Origin of the sequence: Nocardia terrae (genome assembly GCF_009760405.1) — a bacterium.
In the GTDB taxonomy this organism is placed as follows: Bacteria; Actinomycetota; Actinomycetes; order Mycobacteriales; family Mycobacteriaceae; genus Nocardia; species Nocardia terrae.
In genome coordinates, this window is the sequence record NZ_WRPP01000005.1 from 466427 (window position 1) to 481389 (window position 14963).

Here is a 14963-nt window from a genome sequence, read left to right on the forward strand (position 1 = left end):
ATACCGAATCGGGATAGTCGCCTACCGGCGACCTTGGTATTTCATCGCTCCCTGGGCTGTAGTCTTGGCGACCATCGTCGGCCTGCTGGCCGTCTACCCTCCACATCTCAGCAGTGAAGTTCGCATCGACGGCACGCCTGCCCAGAACCTCATCGACGACCTGGCCGAGAAGATGCCTCAGATGGCGGGCGGCCAGGGAATCATCGCCTTCGAGACCGAGAACGGTTCCCGCATCGACTCCGGCGAGAACCTGAACGCGCTGCTCGCGGCCATCGACAGGGTTTACACCAGCGATCACGTGATCGACGCCCGCGCGGTACTGCGGCAGGAAGCCGCGAAAGGAATGGACAGCCCAACCGTCCGCGCTGCGGCGGCAACCACACCGCCGGATTACAGCTCTGGTGCGACGCCACTCGAGCTCAACGGACAAGCCGTGCCGGGTGTGCTCATCTCACCGGACAAGACGAGCGCCGTTCTCCAATTCCAGTTCGACAAGCAAACGTTCGAGTTGCCGCCCGATACGATCGACAACACGGTGGCCGCGGCGAAGTTCGCCACCGCCGGGCACGACATCGCGGTTCTGCCGTCGGCCACAATGGTTCGGATGCCCGACATCGTGGGCGTCGGCGAAGTTGTAGGTGTCGGAATCGCCGCACTCGTGTTGCTGGTAACCCTGGGCTCTGTGGTCGCGGCCGGATTGCCGCTGGTTACTGCGCTCACCGGCGTCGGTGTGGGTGTCGGCGGTGCCCTGGTGGTTTCACATCTGGTGTCGCTGCATTCCCTCAGTGCCGTCCTCGGGCTCATGATCGGTTTGGCTGTAGGGATCGATTACGCGTTGTTCATCGTCAACAGGCAACGCCGCTACATTCTCGACAACAACATGAGCGCGGCGCAGGCAACCGGCCGCGCGCTCGGAACCTCCGGTACTGCAGTGGTTTTCGCCGGCAGCACCGTCGCCATCGCGCTCACCGCCCTCGCCGTCGTGCGGATCCACCTGATCACAACCATGGGAATCGCCGCCATGGTCACGGTGGTTATCGCCGTGCTGGCCGCGCTGACGCTGTTGCCCGCCTCACTCGGTCTCGCAGGCGAGCGGATCTGCTCACCCAAGGCCCGCCAGAAGGCCGCGTTCGCCCGAGCCGTTGCGCCCTCGCGTCCGACACGAAGGGTCGCGACGGCCTGGGCACGCATGGTGACCAGGCACCGGTTCCTCGCTGCGACCGCAGCGTTGATCGTGACCGGGCTGCTCGCTTTCCCGGCCGCGCAAATGAATCTCGGGCTCCCCTCCGGGGCGAGTTACAGCCAGGGAACCACACAGCGCGAGAGTTACGAGGTCATCAAGGACCGCTTCGGCGCCGGCTACAACGGGGCCCTCATCGTTGTGGCCGACGCGGGCAACCGACCGGACCCCATCGCCCCAACCGATATCGCGGGCCTTGACCACGATCTGCAGCAGCTGCCCGGTGTCACGGCGGTGACGCTCGGCGCAGTGAGTAGCGATGGCCGGACGGTCGTCTTCTCCGTCGTGCCGAGCACCGGGCCCACCGACACAGCCACCGAACAGCTGGTTCATCGAATCCGTAGCCAAGCAACAACTTTCGCGGGCGAACGACATGTCGAGCTCGGCGTGACCGGCTTCACCGCCCTCGGCATCGACGTCTCTGCGCGCCTCGCCCGCGCACTGCCCGTATATCTGTCGATAGTGGCCGTGCTGTCGATCATCTTGCTGTCGTTGGTGTTTCGCTCCATCGTCGTACCGATCAAGGCGACCGTCGGCTTCATCCTGAGCATTCTCGCCGCATTCGGCGCTACCACCGCAGTCTTCCAACAGGGCTTGGGTCAACAGCTACTCGGGTTCCATGCCACCTCACCAGTTCTGGCAGTGCTGCCGATCGTCGCCACCGGTCTGCTTTACGGGCTCGCCATGGACTACGAGGTCTTCCTCGTCTCGGCCATGAAGGAGGCCCACGCGCATGGTCAGCGTGGCGACGATGCGATCATCCACGGTTTCGAACAAGCCGCGCGCGTCGTGGTCGCGGCCGCGGCCATCATGACGGCTGTCTTCGCGGGATTCGTTTTCAACGACGATCCGATGATTCGGCAGTTCGGCTTCGCGCTTGCAGTCGGCATCGTCGTAGACGCGTTCGTGGTGCGCATGCTACTGGTTCCCGCCGTGATGTCGATCTTCGGCGATTCCGTCTGGTGGATGCCACGCGTTCTCCAGCGGCTGTTGCCGAATATCGACATAGAAGGACGGAGATTCGACCTCGAATCGACTGAAGCCCCGTACGCGCAGCACGATCTGGTTGCGGCGAAGTCGTAGGCAATGGCTCCCCGTCCGTCTCTCGCGAACGACGTCCACGAGAGACGGACAGGTCCCTACGCCGGCACCGGCCGCACGCTGGAAGCCTCGCTCTCGGATTTGCGTCGCATGCGGAGATACTTGTCCAGTTTTCGCGATGAGCTGAAAGCTGCTGAGGTACGCCAGATTTGCACAAGATGAACTGAGCTCCACACGATCGACACAAGGCAGATGAGCACATACCAGAGGGAGTGGAAGAAGCCACCGCCGAAAAGGAAGATCGATGCGATCGAGTACATCACCGCCATCACGGTGAAGGCGACCCATTCGAGTACGGACTGTCCCTTGCCGTCGGGATGGCGCATCAGCAAGGCGCTGCCCGACGGACCGCCCCACATCAGCGTCCCCATGAACGAGATCAGGTACAGGTCATCGGCGAATGCCCCCTTGAGCAGCGACCAGCTGATCACTCCACAAGCCAGTGCCCCACCGACCCGCAGGGCATGCACCGGCATCGACCGCCCGGGCGACAGCTCATCACGCCCATACAGGACGGTCTGGACCGCGAAAGTGGACTCCGCCAAGAACGTCACCACGATCGCGAACCAGAACAGCTCCATGAACCAGTGGTGATAGCCATGGAACCACTTGTCGAATCGCAGCAAGTAGGAGCCATCGTGTGGCCACCACAACGCGGTCATCCACAACGCCATCGGATACACGCGGTCTCGCCGGCCCATTCGGGCTGCCTCGATGAAGAAGACGAACATCGCGATGATCGACACCCCGCCGATCAGTACAACTGCCGGTGCGTGGTCGGATATCGCCCGCAATGTCGGCTCGGGCTGATACGTATTCACAACTGGTCCCTCCCTTTTCGTACGATCAGTCGTCGATCCATGCCTCTAGCTGCGCAAGACCGAGGTCGATGTTCCTCAGACAGGTTTCCAAGTCCGTTTCGCCACAATCGATGGCATCTGCGAGGGCCGAGAGCATTACCCCACCCGCTGCGCTCGCTATGGTGCGGACATGGACGTCGCGAGCCGGGCGGCCACTACGGGCAGCTATCGCTGCGCCGACCAGATTCACGTATCCTTCGACCACCTCGATCAACCCGTTCCGCAGACCCGGCGTTTTGATGATCAACGCGAATCGCGAGCGTTGGAGTTCGGGAGGGTTTCGGTACAGATTTCTCATACCGGCACGAATTGCCGCGAGGTCTCCCAGCTCACGGGGCGCGTTCCGAATCGCGTCCTTCAGCACCGGATCCACCATGCCTCCGACGACAAGCTGCTCCTTCGTAGCGAAGTATCGGTTAACGGTTCGATTCGATACTTCTGCAGCGTCCGCTATCTGATCGAGTGTCGTTTCAATGAACCCCTGCGCCACGAAAAGGTGCAGTGCGCACCCTTCGATCAGCGCGCGTGTCCTCTGCTTCTTCTTCTCCCGCAGACCTGGTTTGCCGTCCATCACCGGCCCTGCGAATCCAGGGCTCGGTTGCGCGGTGCAGGTGATTTCACCGGCCCGTGAAACTGCAATGCGCCGTTATCGATGCGGCCGAGGCGCAACGCGCGCATGTCACTGAGGTAGTTCAGCTTCGACCGCCATGTCTTGCTGTCACCCTGACTGGGGAACTGCGCACCGCCACGCATCATGTAGCCCGGTGTGAAGTCCGGGATGAAGGGCGCCCGGCCGAGAGCGCGATGGCTGATCGGGGTCACACTGATGTAATCATGCTTGTCCAGGTGGCGCAGCACGCGAACCACGTACTCGCACACCAACTCCGACTTGAGGGTCCACGAGGCGTTGACGTAACCGATGATGTAGGCGAAGTTCGGCACGCCCGACAACATCATCGTCTTGTAAGCCAGCCTTTTCCGCACCTGCACCGGTTCACCATCCACGGCCAGCTCGATCCCACCGAGCATCAGAAGCTCCAAACCCGTTGCCGTGACGATGATGTCGGCCGCCAACTCCTGCCCGGACGCCAACCGCAGACCTGCCTCTGTGACCTCGTCCACCCTGTCAGTAACCATTTCCAGCGAACCGTCACTGATGGCCTGGAACAAATCGCCGTCGGGTACCCGGCACATTCGTTGATCCCACGGGTCGTACCGGGGGGCGAAGTGCGTGTCGATGTCGTAACCGACCGGGAGACAGCGCATCTGGCGACGGCGAATCCAGGCCCGCATTCGACCCGGATTACGTTGGGACAGTTGATAGATCACCATCTCGGCCGTGATCTTCTTCGCCCGGATCACAGCGTTGCCCAACCGGACAGGCAGTACCCTGCGCAGCAGCTCCACCAGACCGTCACGAGTGGGCTCGGGAAGGATGTAGGAGGGTGAGCGCTGCAGAATGCAAACTCGTGCACCAAGTTTCGCCAGTGCCGGGCCGAGGGTCACCGCCGTCGCGCCCGAACCGATGATCACCACTCGCTTCCCCGCTACCGCTAGATCCTGCGGCCACTGCTGTGGGTGGATCACCGGCCCCGTGAAGCGCTCACGTCCAGGAAGTGCGGGGATATACCCGCGGTCATAGCGGTAATAGCCCGAGCAGCAGAAAAGAAAATCCGCGGTCAGCGTGGCAGGCTCCCCCGTGCCGCCCCGTTCCACCGTCACAGTCCAGCGCTGTTCTCCGGACGACCAATCAGCACCGACAACCCTGTGCCCGAACCGTATATCGCGGTCGATGCCCGCTTCGGCGGCAGTTTCGCGCAGGTAGGTCAGAATCGAATCTCCATCGGCGACAGCCTGTTTCCCGGCCCAAGGCCGGAATCGATATCCCAGGGTGTGCATATCCGAATCCGAGCGAACCCCTGGATACCGGAACAGATCCCAGGTTCCACCGATCGACTCGCGAGCCTCCAGAATCACACACTTGCGCGATGGATATGCCCGCCGTAGTCGGCACGCGGCACCGATACCGGACAACCCGGCCCCAACAATCAGCACATCAACATGTTCAGGCGCGCTAGCCATATTTGATCGAAACTTTCGGTATCTGCCGGTCAGGCACTCAATGGCGCCGGGAGACGCCGGCGGCCCAGCACGACCTCGACGGCCAGGTCGCCGTAGCCGCCAACCAATTCGGCGAGCCGCTGCCAGGCGGAGTGAACCTGCGGATCGCGGCTGATGTCAAGCGTCATCAATGTGTGAAGGGCACGAACGTGACAAGCCGCGATACGGTCGATGACACTCCCTATCGTTTCGGTGTGCATCGCAGCTCCGTATCGATGTTGCGGCACGCACCGCTCGGTCCACAGGTCGATCGCGTGAACGAGATCGGCACGACGGCTGTCGATTTCGGATATCTCGCCAGGATCGGCGTTGACGAGTTGCTCATGCACTTCGACGAGGTCCGTGGCCCAGCGAGCCAAAGGATGGTCTACATCCTGTTGACCTCGGATGGCACGAAGCAGCCTCTTCGGTCCGAGCAACGGCGCGACCATGGTGTCCTCGGATCCAGCCTTTGAATACTTATTCGAGGCGTGTTCGGGCATCGTGATCTCACCTCGACCGATCCGGCGGCTGCAGAGGCACTCCCGCGAGGCCGTCCCAGCACAGGGCGACCGTCGCTTCGACCGCCTCATATTTCGAGACGGGCCGGTTACTGTCCAGCCAGTAACGGGCCGTGACCTGACTGACCCCCACCAATCCGACCGCGAAGACCCGCGCCCGGAACGGATCGAGTTGAGAGTCTTTGGCAACCGCATCGAATACCGCCTCCACACAGGCGGCAGTGGCCCGATCCACCATCCCTTGCACGGATGGCTCGTTCACGACATCCGACTCGAAAACCAACCGAAAGCCCTGGGACGCATCGTCGACGAAGTCGAAGTATGCCTGCACCGCCGCCCGCACACGCTGACGGTTACCTTCGATCGAACCGAGCGCCCGCACCACCTCCGATACGAGCGCGTCGGTGTGGCTGTACAACACCGCCAGATAAAGCTCCAGCTTTCCCGAGAAGTGTTGGTAAAGAACAGGTTTGCTCACTCCTGCACGCCCCGCGATCTCATCCATGCTCGCCGCGTGATAGCCACGTAGCACGAATATCTCGCTGGCCATTCCCAGCAATTGTGTGCGTCGTGCCGCCCTTGCCACTCGTGCAGCTCGGCCGCGCCGCGCAATGTAGTCGGACACCTGATGGGACTCGATCTCGTCAACGAGGTCAGTCATTTCGGCCCTCCAATCACTCCGGCGAATGACCGCAACCAGCACCCCATTAACGAGATACTTGGTCTCAATATTAGAGCCTCCAAGCGCCGCCGTCGAGATCTAGCTCAAATGGCCGCCCGATCAGGCGAATCCGCGCGCCAGCCCGGACAGCGCCAGATCGAGATAGCTGGTGAGATCCCCGTCCGCACAGGCCACCCAGCGATCGAACGCCGCCCGGCACACAGCCAGCGTCGCACGCCCGATCGCCAGCGGATACAAGGAGTCCGCCGGAAGACCCAGCCGGGCTGCGGCGAAATCACCGACGGCCCGCTCCCAGGAGTCGTAGTGCGGCGCCGCACTGGCCTGCAGCGCGGGCACCGTCGATATGAGGTGCATCCGGATACGCAACTCCCCCACATCCTCGGCTCCGTATCGGTTGACGCCGACGACCACCTGCCGAATGCCGTCCATCAGACCAACATCGGCGGCCACCGCACCGAAGGCCGATCGCAAACGTCCCACCTCGGCGTCGAACTGATGCCACAGCACCTCGGCCTTGGAATCGAAGTAACGAAAGAAGGTCCGACGACTGACCCCCGCCTCGGCCGCGATCTGCTCCACCGTCGTCCCGTCGAAGCCCTGATCGGCAAACAGGCGCAGCGCGATCACCTCGACCTCACGAGCACTTGTACCCGGTGGCCGCCCCCGGCGCATCGGGGCCGCAGATCGGTCGAGCGAAGCCATTGACATCCCCGTTCCCGATCCGGCCTTGATTCCGGCACCCCGTGACGATAATCTACAACCAATTAAAGAGACACTTGGTTTCAAAAACAACCGGTGTTGTCCCCTCATCCCCTCAGGAGCAGCCATGTTCAGCCCTACCAACGTTCAGACCACCGCCGTTGAACAGACGGTCGACGTGATCATCGAGGACGTCCTGGTCGAGGATGTCTCTATCGACGGCATGTGCGGTGTCTACTGAAACGACCGCGCCGACCTTCGATCTGGACACTGCCTGGGGGCTGCACCCCCAGGTATCCATCCGGCCGGAGCGGTTCGGCGCGCTGATGTACCACTTCGGCACCCGCCGCCTGTCGTTCCTGAAGAACCCGACGCTTCTGAAAGTCGTCGACTCGCTCGATTCCCACCCGAGTGCCCGCGCCGCTTGCTTCGAAGCCGGCATACCCGCTGATCAGTTGCCCTCCTACATCGCCGCGCTGGCCATGCTGGCCAGTACGACGATGATCCGTCCCCGCTGATGTGAAAGGCGCGACCAACGATGTCCGCAGTCGCCCCCACCGGATCTCTTGTCGATCAATTCCAATTCGGCCTGGCCGCGCCCATCTGCCTCACCTGGGAGCTGACCTACGCCTGCAATCTGGCATGCGTGCACTGCCTCTCGAGTTCGGGCCGACGCGATCCGCGCGAGCTCACCACCGCCGAGTGCAAGGCGGTGATCGACGAGCTCGAACGCATGCAGGTCTTCTATGTCAATATCGGCGGTGGAGAGCCGACCGTACGCTCCGATTTCTGGGAACTGGTCGACTACGCCACGGCGCACCACGTCGGCGTGAAGTTCTCCACCAACGGAATCAAGATCACTCCTGAAGTGGCCGAACGTCTCGCGAACAGCGACTACGTCGACGTTCAGATCTCGCTCGACGGCGCGACAGCCGAGGTGAACGACGCGGTGCGCGGGCCCGGTTCCTACGCAACGGCGTTGCGCGCCATGCGCAATCTCAAGGACGCGGGCTTCGCCGACTTCAAGATTTCCGTCGTGATGACACGGCACAACATCGCTCAGCTCGACGCGTTCAAGGCGATCGCCGACGAGTACGGCGCCCAACTCCGCATCACCAGACTACGACCGTCCGGGCGCGGAGCTGATGTGTGGAATGACTTGCACCCCACCGCAGACCAGCAGCGGGAGTTGTACGAATGGCTGCTCGCGCACGGTGAACGGGTGCTGACCGGAGACTCCTTCTTCCACCTCGCAGCCTACGGCGAATCCCTGCCCGGATTGAACCTGTGCGGCGCCGGCCGCGTGGTGTGCCTGATCGACCCCATCGGCGATGTCTATGCCTGCCCGTTCGCGATTCACGAGAACTTCCTGGCCGGAAACATTCGTGAGCCAGGCGGCTTCGAGCATGTCTGGCAGCATTCCGACCTGTTCACCGACCTGCGTCGTCCGCAAACGGGCGGTGCGTGCACGTCGTGTTCGGCCTTCGACGCGTGCCGCGGCGGATGCATGGCGGCGAAGTTCTTCACCGGACTGCCGCTGGACGGCCCGGATCCCGAGTGTGTCAAGGGATTCGGTGCCGCCGCGTTGTCCACCGACCGCACCGAACTACCGCGTCCCTCGCAAGATCACTCACGCTGCGGACGCCGCCCCGTCCCGCTGACCTTGACCTTGAAGCGGCCAGATCAAACGGTGCCGGACCGCGCATGCGACGAGAACCCCCTCGCCGGGTTCCGCCCACCCACACCACAGGCCGGGCCCCGATGACTCGCCTGGCCGATATGACCTGGACCGGCGTCGACGAAAGTCGCACTACGGCAACAGTGCTCGCGATTCCGATCGGATCTACCGAACAGCACGGTCCGCATCTGCCTCTTTCCACCGACACCGATATCGCTGTCGCCTTGTGTGAGTGGCTCGCCGCGGCCAATGAGAATGTGGTCGTCGCCCCCGCCGTGGCCTATGGCTCGGCAGGTGAGCACGCAGGCTTTCCCGGCACGCTGTCGATCGGGCAAGAAGCGCTCGAGCTACTCGTCGTCGAGTTGGTCCGCTCGGCCACCGACACCTACGACCGCGTACTACTGGTTTCGGCCCATGGCGGAAACTCCGAACCGATCGGCCGGGCCTTGCGGCGCCTGCAATCCGAGTCCCGCGATGTCTATCTGTTCTCGCCATGCTGGTACGACGACCCGCATGCCGGCCACGACGAAACATCGATGATGCTGGCATTGCATCCGTCGCAGGTGCGAATGGCCGAGGCCGTGCCCGGCGATACCAGGCCGCTGGCCCAGATCCTGTCCGCGCTACGAAGCTCAGGTGTCCGCGCACTCAGCGCCAACGGTGTGCTCGGCGACCCCACCCGAGCCAGCGTCGAAGCCGGAATAGCATTGCTGGACAACATATTCGCAGAGTTGCGGGACGCAGTCGCGGCCTGGACCAAGCCGGTAGAACCATGAGCGGGCGCGTTGCGTTGGTAACCGGTGCGGGACGTGGCATCGGCGCCGCCACTGTTCACGCCCTCGTGGCCGAGGGATGGTCGGTTCTGGCCGTCGACCGTGCCTGCGACGATCCGGCCCTCCCCTACCCCTTGTCCTCCCGCGCCGACCTCGATCGGGTGGTTTCCGAGAGCCGCTTGTGCGCAGCAGACTCCGGCTCTGTTCACGGCTACGTCGCCGATGTTCGCGACACGGAGGCACTTGCCGAGGCGGTGGGTGAGGCGGAACGACGCTGGGGCGGCCTCGACGCCGCGATAGCCTGCGCGGGCGTCATCGCCGGCGGCGTCCCGCTGTGGCAGATGCCCGACCGGCAACAGCAGGCGGTGTTGGATATCAATCTGGGCGGAGTGATCTCTCTTGCCACAGCGGCGATTCCGGCTATGCTCCGTCGGCCCGAACCCCGCTCGGGCCGGTTCCTTGCCGTCGCGTCAGCTGCGGCAGCACGCGGCATGCCGATGCTCGCCGCCTACTGTGCGGCCAAAGCCGGTGTGGCGGGACTGATTCGCGCGCTGGGCGCGGAACTCGGCAGCACGGGTGTCACCGCGAATGCCGTCAGCCCGGGTTCTACCGACACACCGATCCTGGCCGAGAGTGCGCGACTCTACGATCTGGAAACCGCGCAAAGCTTCGCACCCCAGCAACCGATCGGCCGGCTACTCCATCCCGACGAGATAGCCGCTGCCCTGGTCTTTCTTGCCGGTTCCAGGAGCAGCGCGATCACAGGCTCGGTGCTACCCGTGGACGGTGGGCTGACACTGTGAATACGCCTGTCCCGCATGGTTTTCGGATCGCCCTCGAACCTGGTACCCGGCAACTCGACGGATACACCCTCCGAGGTGGGTCGCCCGCGCGCGTACTGCGGCTGTCGCGGAACGGAAGGGCGGCCTGGGACGAGCTACGCACGGGCCCGATCGCTTCCACGGCGAGCGGGATTCTGGCACGGCATCTCACCGATGCCGGACTCGCCCACCCGCGCCCACCGGCATCGCACATTCCGCCGACCGTTACCGTCATCGTTCCGGTGAGAGACAGAGCCCAGGAGCTCGCCCGGTGCCTGGCAGCACTCGACGGTGCCTACCCCGCTGTGGTCGTAGACGACGGTTCCCACGACCCGGATGCAATTTCCCGTGTGGCCGAAAAGTATTCAGCGACACTGGTGCGCAGACTTCACTGTGGCGGACCTGCCGCGGCCCGCAACAGCGGCCTGGTATCGGCGAAGACAGACCTGATCGCATTTCTCGACAGCGACTGTGTGGCAGACCCTCGGTGGATCGAACGGCTCGTCGACCATTTCAGCGACCCGCTCGTAGCTGCGGTCGCGCCGCGCATACTCGCCTTGCCATCAGCTACCACGGCCGGGCGATACGCCGCGACAGCGGGCAGCTTGGATATGGGACCTCACGAAGGCAGGGTGGCCCCGGGCGCTCGGGTCAGCTTCGTCCCGACTGCTGCGTTGGTGGTGCGCCGCGACACCTTGTCCGCCGTCGGATCATTCGATGAGCGACTGCGGTACGGCGAGGATGTCGACCTGATCTGGCGGCTGCACGGGGCAGGCTTTCGGATCCGATACGAGCCGGCTGTCAGCGTGCGGCACCAGGAACCGCGCACCTGGTCCGCGCTGCTGACCCGGCGGTTCCACTACGGGACGTCCGCGGGTCCACTGGCGCTGCGTCATCCGGACGCCCTCGCTCCTCTGGTTGTGGCGCCGATCCCGGCCGCGACGGTCGCGGCCGCTCTCGCCGGCTATCCGGTTGTGGCCGGAATAGGACTCGCCGCGACCATCGCAAGGGCGAAAGACACTCTGCGCGAGACGAACCTGTCGACGGAGGAAGCACCGGAAATCGCGGTTCGCACCTGCTGGCGGACGCTGCTGGGCCTGGGCCGCTACGCGAACCAATTCGCCTGGCCTTTGCTGATTTCCGCGCTGGTCCGTCCCTGTGGTGCGACACCAGCCACCCGAACACGACTCAGGACGATGGCCGCGGCCCTCGTTCTCGTCGAGCCCGTGACCGCCTACGTTCGCGACCGACCGCGCCTCGACCTCGTCCGCTACACGCTCGGCCGACTAGCGGACGACGCCGCCTACGGAGCCGGGGTTTGGGCCGGGGCCCTACGTCACCGCACCACGATCCCCTTACGACCAGTCCTCGCCCGGCGCTCGGGTCGAGACACCACAACATCGAAGTTGCACCGAAAGGACCCGACGCACAATGAGTAGTACCTGGTTCGAGACTGTCGCGGTGGCACAGCGCCGCGCGAAGAAGCGCCTGCCGAAATCCGTCTACGGCGCGTTGATCGCCGGTTCGGAGAAGGGGCTGACCCTGCAGGACAACCAGACCGCGTTCGGGGAGCTCGGATTCGCGCCCCACGTGGCCGGACAAGCCGCGGTGCGGGACCTCTCCACCACGGTGATGGGGCAGGATCTGGCTCTGCCGGTAATGATCTCTCCGGTCGGTGCACAGGCCGTTCACCCTGACGGCGAAGTGGCCGTCGCACGTGCCAGCGCAGCGCGCGGAACCATCATGGGACTCAGCTCGTTCGCCACCAAGCCCCTGGAGGAGGTCATCGCCGAAAATCCGCGGACCCTGCTTCAGATCTACTGGTGCGGAGACAAGGACCGGCTCGTCCAGCGCATCGAGCGCGCCCGCGCCGCCGGCGCGGTGGGGTTGATCCTTACTCTGGATTGGTCGTTCTCCCACGGCCGCGACTGGGGCAGCCCCAGCATTCCCGAGCGCATGGACCTCAAGGCCATGCTTCGCTTCGCTCCCGAAGCCATCACCCATCCGCGCTGGCTGATGGGCTTCGCGAAGACTCGGCGCATCCCCGACCTCACCGTTCCGAACATGGTCGATCCCGGAGAGCCCGCGCCGACCTTCTTCGGTGCGTACGGCGAATGGATGCAGACTCCCCCGCCGTCGTGGGCCGACGTGCAGTGGCTCGCAGAACAGTGGGGCGGCCCCATCATGCTCAAGGGCGTCATGCGGGTCGACGATGCCAAACGCGCCGTCGATGCCGGGATCACCGCCATCTCGGTCTCCAACCATGGTGGCAACAATCTCGACAGCACTCCCGCTTCCATCCGCGCATTGCCCGCCATTGCCGAAGCGGTCGGCGATCAGATCGACGTTGTTCTCGATGGAGGCGTGCGCCGCGGCAGCGACGTGGTCAAAGCTGTGGCACTCGGCGCCAGGGCGGTCATGCTCGGTCGGGCCTACCTCTGGGGCCTCGCCGTGAACGGCCAGGCCGGCGTCGAGAATGTTCTCGATGTCCTGCGCGGAGGGATCGACTCTGCCGTGCTGGGTCTCGGCCGCTCGAGCGTCCGCGAACTCAGTCCCGATGATTTGGTCATCCCGGCCGGATTCACTCGCGCGCTCGGCACTTCGGGCAAGTCCCGGCCTTGACCATCGAGTAACGAATTCCCTTCTCCGAGAAGGGACTCCACGCGCGACTTGGCTTCGCGACGTTATGACTGTGGCGTAGGCGGCAGAGGCCGCCTACGCCACAGTCATGTCTGATGCCATGACATCCCAACTTGAGAACGATCGTTCCCATCATCTAGCCAATCAAGCGACGCGCCAAGTCCAGCAAGGGAGATGCAAAACCAATGCTTCTGAGCGCCTGTGAGATATGTAATCCCTCGGTCCAAACACCAACGACGTGAACGACCGTGTACTACGATTTTCTACATCGGCTCCGCCCGATTTCATAAGCCCCAGACACCGTCGTCGATCGGGCGATGCCGATTCGCCACACCAGGACAGTTCAGTAAGGGGAAGTGTGTGAGCAAGAAGGACGATCGTGTCGAGGACCTCGGGCAGCTGAAGAGCTGGGGCACCAACACCGAACTCAATGCGCTGGAAGCGCTTATGTGGCGCACGGAGCACCCGCCCGCCTACTCATGGTCCGGCATTGTGCTCGCCGTGCTCGAATCGACTCCGGACTGGGATCGCTTCATCGGCTTGCACGAGTGGGGAACCCGACTCGTTCCGCGTTTCACCGAACGTGTCGTCGAGCCGTTGGTGCCGGCCGGCCCACCGATGTGGAGCCGAGATCCCGAATTCGACCTGAGCAACCACTTGCGCAGGGTAATCCTCCCCGCGCCGGCTTCGATGGAACAGCTCCTCGAGTATGCGCAGTCTCAGGGGGTCATTCCACTCGACCGGAACCGGCCCCCGTGGATCGCGACGCTGATCGAGGGGCTCCCGGGCGGCCGTTCCGCGTACATGCTGCAGGCTCACCATGTGCTGATGGATGGAGGCTCGGCCACGCAGCTGTTCTCGCGCATCCTCGGGCGCCACCATCGTCCGAAGTCGATGCCGAATCTGCCTGCTATCCAGAAGCGGCCCCGGTTCTCCAAAATCGACGCCACGCTACGGGGATTGGGCGGCCTGGCCCGCACGGTTCCCTCCGCCGTGGTGCGCGGCGGGGAGATCATCACCTATACGGCGCAGCATCCGGATCGCGTACGAGCGTATCTGGAGTCCACGATGCGAGTCGCACAGCCGGACCTGGTCCCGCCACCGAAGCGCTTGGAACCCGGACCTCGCACCAAATGGCGCTTCGGTATGTTGGAATGCGGTCTCGCGGAGTTGAAGAAGGCAGGATACAAAGCCGAGGGTACGGTGAACGACGCCTTCGTCGCCGCCATGCTCGGCGGGCTGCGTTTCTATCTGGAATCCCACGGCGACCTACCCGAGGACCTCCCGATGACCTTGCCGGTGTCGGTCCGGAAGCCGGACGAGGCACTCGGCGGCAACCGGTTCACCGGCGCCTTCCTGTCCGCACCCTCGAGCGTCACCGACCCGGTCGAACGCATCAAAGAAATCCACCGGCGGGTCGGGGCCGCCCGGAATGAGCCCGCCCTGGACTTCCTCAATGTGCTGACACCCGCGTTGAACTTCGCGCCATCCGCAGCCGTGAGCTCGGCACTGCAGTCGCTCACGTCCAACGCCGTCTTGATGGCGAGCAGTTGGGCCGGACCGGTCGAACCCGTGTACGTCGCAGGCTCGCGTATCCAGGGCATGTATGTCTTCGCGCCGCTGCCCAGCACGTCGATGTGCGCGGCGATGTCCTCGCAGATGGGGACCTGCTACATCGGCCTCAATGCCGACGGTGATGTGTTCCCCGATATCGAGAACCTCTGGGAGTGCATGCAAAAGGGCCTCGACGAGGTCGTCGAGCTCGCGGACTGAGCGAGCTGTACCCCACCGTGGGAGCCGCCGGGCGACTCGATGAGGAGCCTCCTGGCGGACCATCCCACAGACCGG

At 63.9% G+C, this 14963-nt stretch carries 15 protein-coding genes; 9 read left to right on the forward strand and 6 right to left on the reverse strand.

Annotated features, from left to right (window positions below):
- Positions 1-64: 64 nt before the first annotated feature.
- Positions 65-2323 carry an MMPL family transporter gene (locus GPX89_RS26265; RefSeq protein ID WP_235948017.1) on the forward strand — a complete coding sequence of 753 codons (2259 nt, stop codon included), beginning with the start codon at positions 65-67 and terminating at the stop codon, positions 2321-2323.
- Positions 2324-2379: 56 nt separating this feature from the next.
- Here the strand turns inward: GPX89_RS26265 and GPX89_RS26270 are convergent, their stop codons facing one another.
- The 6 genes from GPX89_RS26270 to mftR all read right to left on the reverse strand — a co-directional run bounded on the left by GPX89_RS26270 (position 2380) and on the right by mftR (position 7212).
- On the reverse strand, positions 2380-3087 hold the full coding sequence (locus GPX89_RS26270) for a hypothetical protein (protein WP_157390314.1): 708 nt from the start codon (positions 3085-3087) through the stop codon (positions 2380-2382).
- Positions 3088-3187: 100 nt separating this feature from the next.
- Positions 3188-3772: a TetR/AcrR family transcriptional regulator gene (locus GPX89_RS26275; protein ID WP_157390315.1), complete on the reverse strand. Its 585-nt coding sequence runs from the start codon at positions 3770-3772 to the stop codon at positions 3188-3190.
- Positions 3772-5283: a flavin-containing monooxygenase gene (locus GPX89_RS26280; protein ID WP_157390316.1), complete on the reverse strand. Its 1512-nt coding sequence runs from the start codon at positions 5281-5283 to the stop codon at positions 3772-3774. Before GPX89_RS26280 ends, GPX89_RS26275 begins: the two co-directional genes overlap by 1 nt.
- A 29-nt stretch (positions 5284-5312) precedes the next feature.
- The gene (locus GPX89_RS26285) at positions 5313-5804 is read right to left on the reverse strand and encodes a DUF4254 domain-containing protein (protein WP_235948019.1); all 492 of its coding nucleotides are present in this window, start codon (positions 5802-5804) and stop codon (positions 5313-5315) included.
- A 7-nt stretch (positions 5805-5811) separates the two neighbouring features.
- Positions 5812-6483 carry a TetR/AcrR family transcriptional regulator gene (locus GPX89_RS26290; protein WP_157390317.1) on the reverse strand — a complete coding sequence of 224 codons (672 nt, stop codon included), beginning with the start codon at positions 6481-6483 and terminating at the stop codon, positions 5812-5814.
- 120 nt (positions 6484-6603) lie between these two features.
- On the reverse strand, positions 6604-7212 hold the full coding sequence (mftR, locus tag GPX89_RS26295; RefSeq protein ID WP_328602380.1) for a mycofactocin system transcriptional regulator: 609 nt from the start codon (positions 7210-7212) through the stop codon (positions 6604-6606).
- A gap of 118 nt (positions 7213-7330) precedes the next feature.
- Between mftR and mftA the strand changes: the two genes are divergently transcribed.
- From mftA to GPX89_RS26335, 8 genes are all read left to right on the forward strand, one after another.
- Complete coding sequence (gene mftA / locus GPX89_RS26300; RefSeq protein WP_157390318.1) at positions 7331-7444, forward strand: mycofactocin precursor MftA; 114 nt, start codon at positions 7331-7333, stop codon at positions 7442-7444.
- Entirely contained in the window at positions 7410-7721 is a 312-nt protein-coding gene (gene mftB / locus GPX89_RS26305) for a mycofactocin biosynthesis chaperone MftB (RefSeq protein WP_157390319.1), read from the forward strand. The genes mftA and mftB overlap by 35 nt, the downstream gene beginning before the upstream one ends.
- Positions 7722-7741: 20 nt before the next feature.
- Complete coding sequence (mftC, locus tag GPX89_RS26310; protein WP_157390320.1) at positions 7742-8968, forward strand: mycofactocin radical SAM maturase; 1227 nt, start codon at positions 7742-7744, stop codon at positions 8966-8968.
- Positions 8969-8982: 14 nt separating this feature from the next.
- Positions 8983-9657, forward strand: a complete 675-nt coding sequence (gene mftE, locus GPX89_RS26315; RefSeq protein ID WP_235948023.1) for a mycofactocin biosynthesis peptidyl-dipeptidase MftE — start codon at positions 8983-8985, stop codon at positions 9655-9657.
- Positions 9654-10457, forward strand: coding sequence for a mycofactocin-coupled SDR family oxidoreductase (locus GPX89_RS26320; RefSeq protein WP_157390322.1), 804 nt, complete (start codon positions 9654-9656; stop codon positions 10455-10457). Before mftE ends, GPX89_RS26320 begins: the two co-directional genes overlap by 4 nt.
- On the forward strand, positions 10454-11914 hold the full coding sequence (mftF, locus tag GPX89_RS26325) for a mycofactocin biosynthesis glycosyltransferase MftF (RefSeq protein ID WP_328602336.1): 1461 nt from the start codon (positions 10454-10456) through the stop codon (positions 11912-11914). The genes GPX89_RS26320 and mftF overlap by 4 nt, the downstream gene beginning before the upstream one ends.
- On the forward strand, positions 11907-13097 hold the full coding sequence (mftD, locus tag GPX89_RS26330) for a pre-mycofactocin synthase MftD (RefSeq protein ID WP_157390323.1): 1191 nt from the start codon (positions 11907-11909) through the stop codon (positions 13095-13097). The genes mftF and mftD overlap by 8 nt, the downstream gene beginning before the upstream one ends.
- Before the next feature lie 378 nt (positions 13098-13475).
- Positions 13476-14888, forward strand: coding sequence for a wax ester/triacylglycerol synthase domain-containing protein (locus tag GPX89_RS26335; protein ID WP_157390324.1), 1413 nt, complete (start codon positions 13476-13478; stop codon positions 14886-14888).
- Positions 14889-14963: the final 75 nt, after the last annotated feature.

What these genes read in the sequence shown, in the direction of transcription:
- mftC (WP_157390320.1), top strand. Translation starts at nt 7,742, where the DNA reads ATGTCCGCAGTCGCCCCCACCGGATCTCTTGTCGATCAATTCCAATTC.
- GPX89_RS26320 (WP_157390322.1), top strand. Translation starts at nt 9,654, where the DNA reads ATGAGCGGGCGCGTTGCGTTGGTAACCGGTGCGGGACGTGGCATCGGC.
- GPX89_RS26280 (WP_157390316.1), bottom strand. Translation starts at nt 5,283, where the DNA reads ATGGCTAGCGCGCCTGAACATGTTGATGTGCTGATTGTTGGGGCCGGG.
- mftE (WP_235948023.1), top strand. Translation starts at nt 8,983, where the DNA reads ATGACCTGGACCGGCGTCGACGAAAGTCGCACTACGGCAACAGTGCTC.
- mftA (WP_157390318.1), top strand. Translation starts at nt 7,331, where the DNA reads ATGTTCAGCCCTACCAACGTTCAGACCACCGCCGTTGAACAGACGGTC.
- GPX89_RS26290 (WP_157390317.1), bottom strand. Translation starts at nt 6,483, where the DNA reads ATGACTGACCTCGTTGACGAGATCGAGTCCCATCAGGTGTCCGACTAC.
- GPX89_RS26275 (WP_157390315.1), bottom strand. Translation starts at nt 3,772, where the DNA reads ATGGACGGCAAACCAGGTCTGCGGGAGAAGAAGAAGCAGAGGACACGC.
- mftB (WP_157390319.1), top strand. Translation starts at nt 7,410, where the DNA reads ATGTCTCTATCGACGGCATGTGCGGTGTCTACTGAAACGACCGCGCCG.
- mftD (WP_157390323.1), top strand. Translation starts at nt 11,907, where the DNA reads ATGAGTAGTACCTGGTTCGAGACTGTCGCGGTGGCACAGCGCCGCGCG.
- GPX89_RS26285 (WP_235948019.1), bottom strand. Translation starts at nt 5,804, where the DNA reads ATGCCCGAACACGCCTCGAATAAGTATTCAAAGGCTGGATCCGAGGAC.
- mftR (WP_328602380.1), bottom strand. Translation starts at nt 7,212, where the DNA reads ATGTCAATGGCTTCGCTCGACCGATCTGCGGCCCCGATGCGCCGGGGG.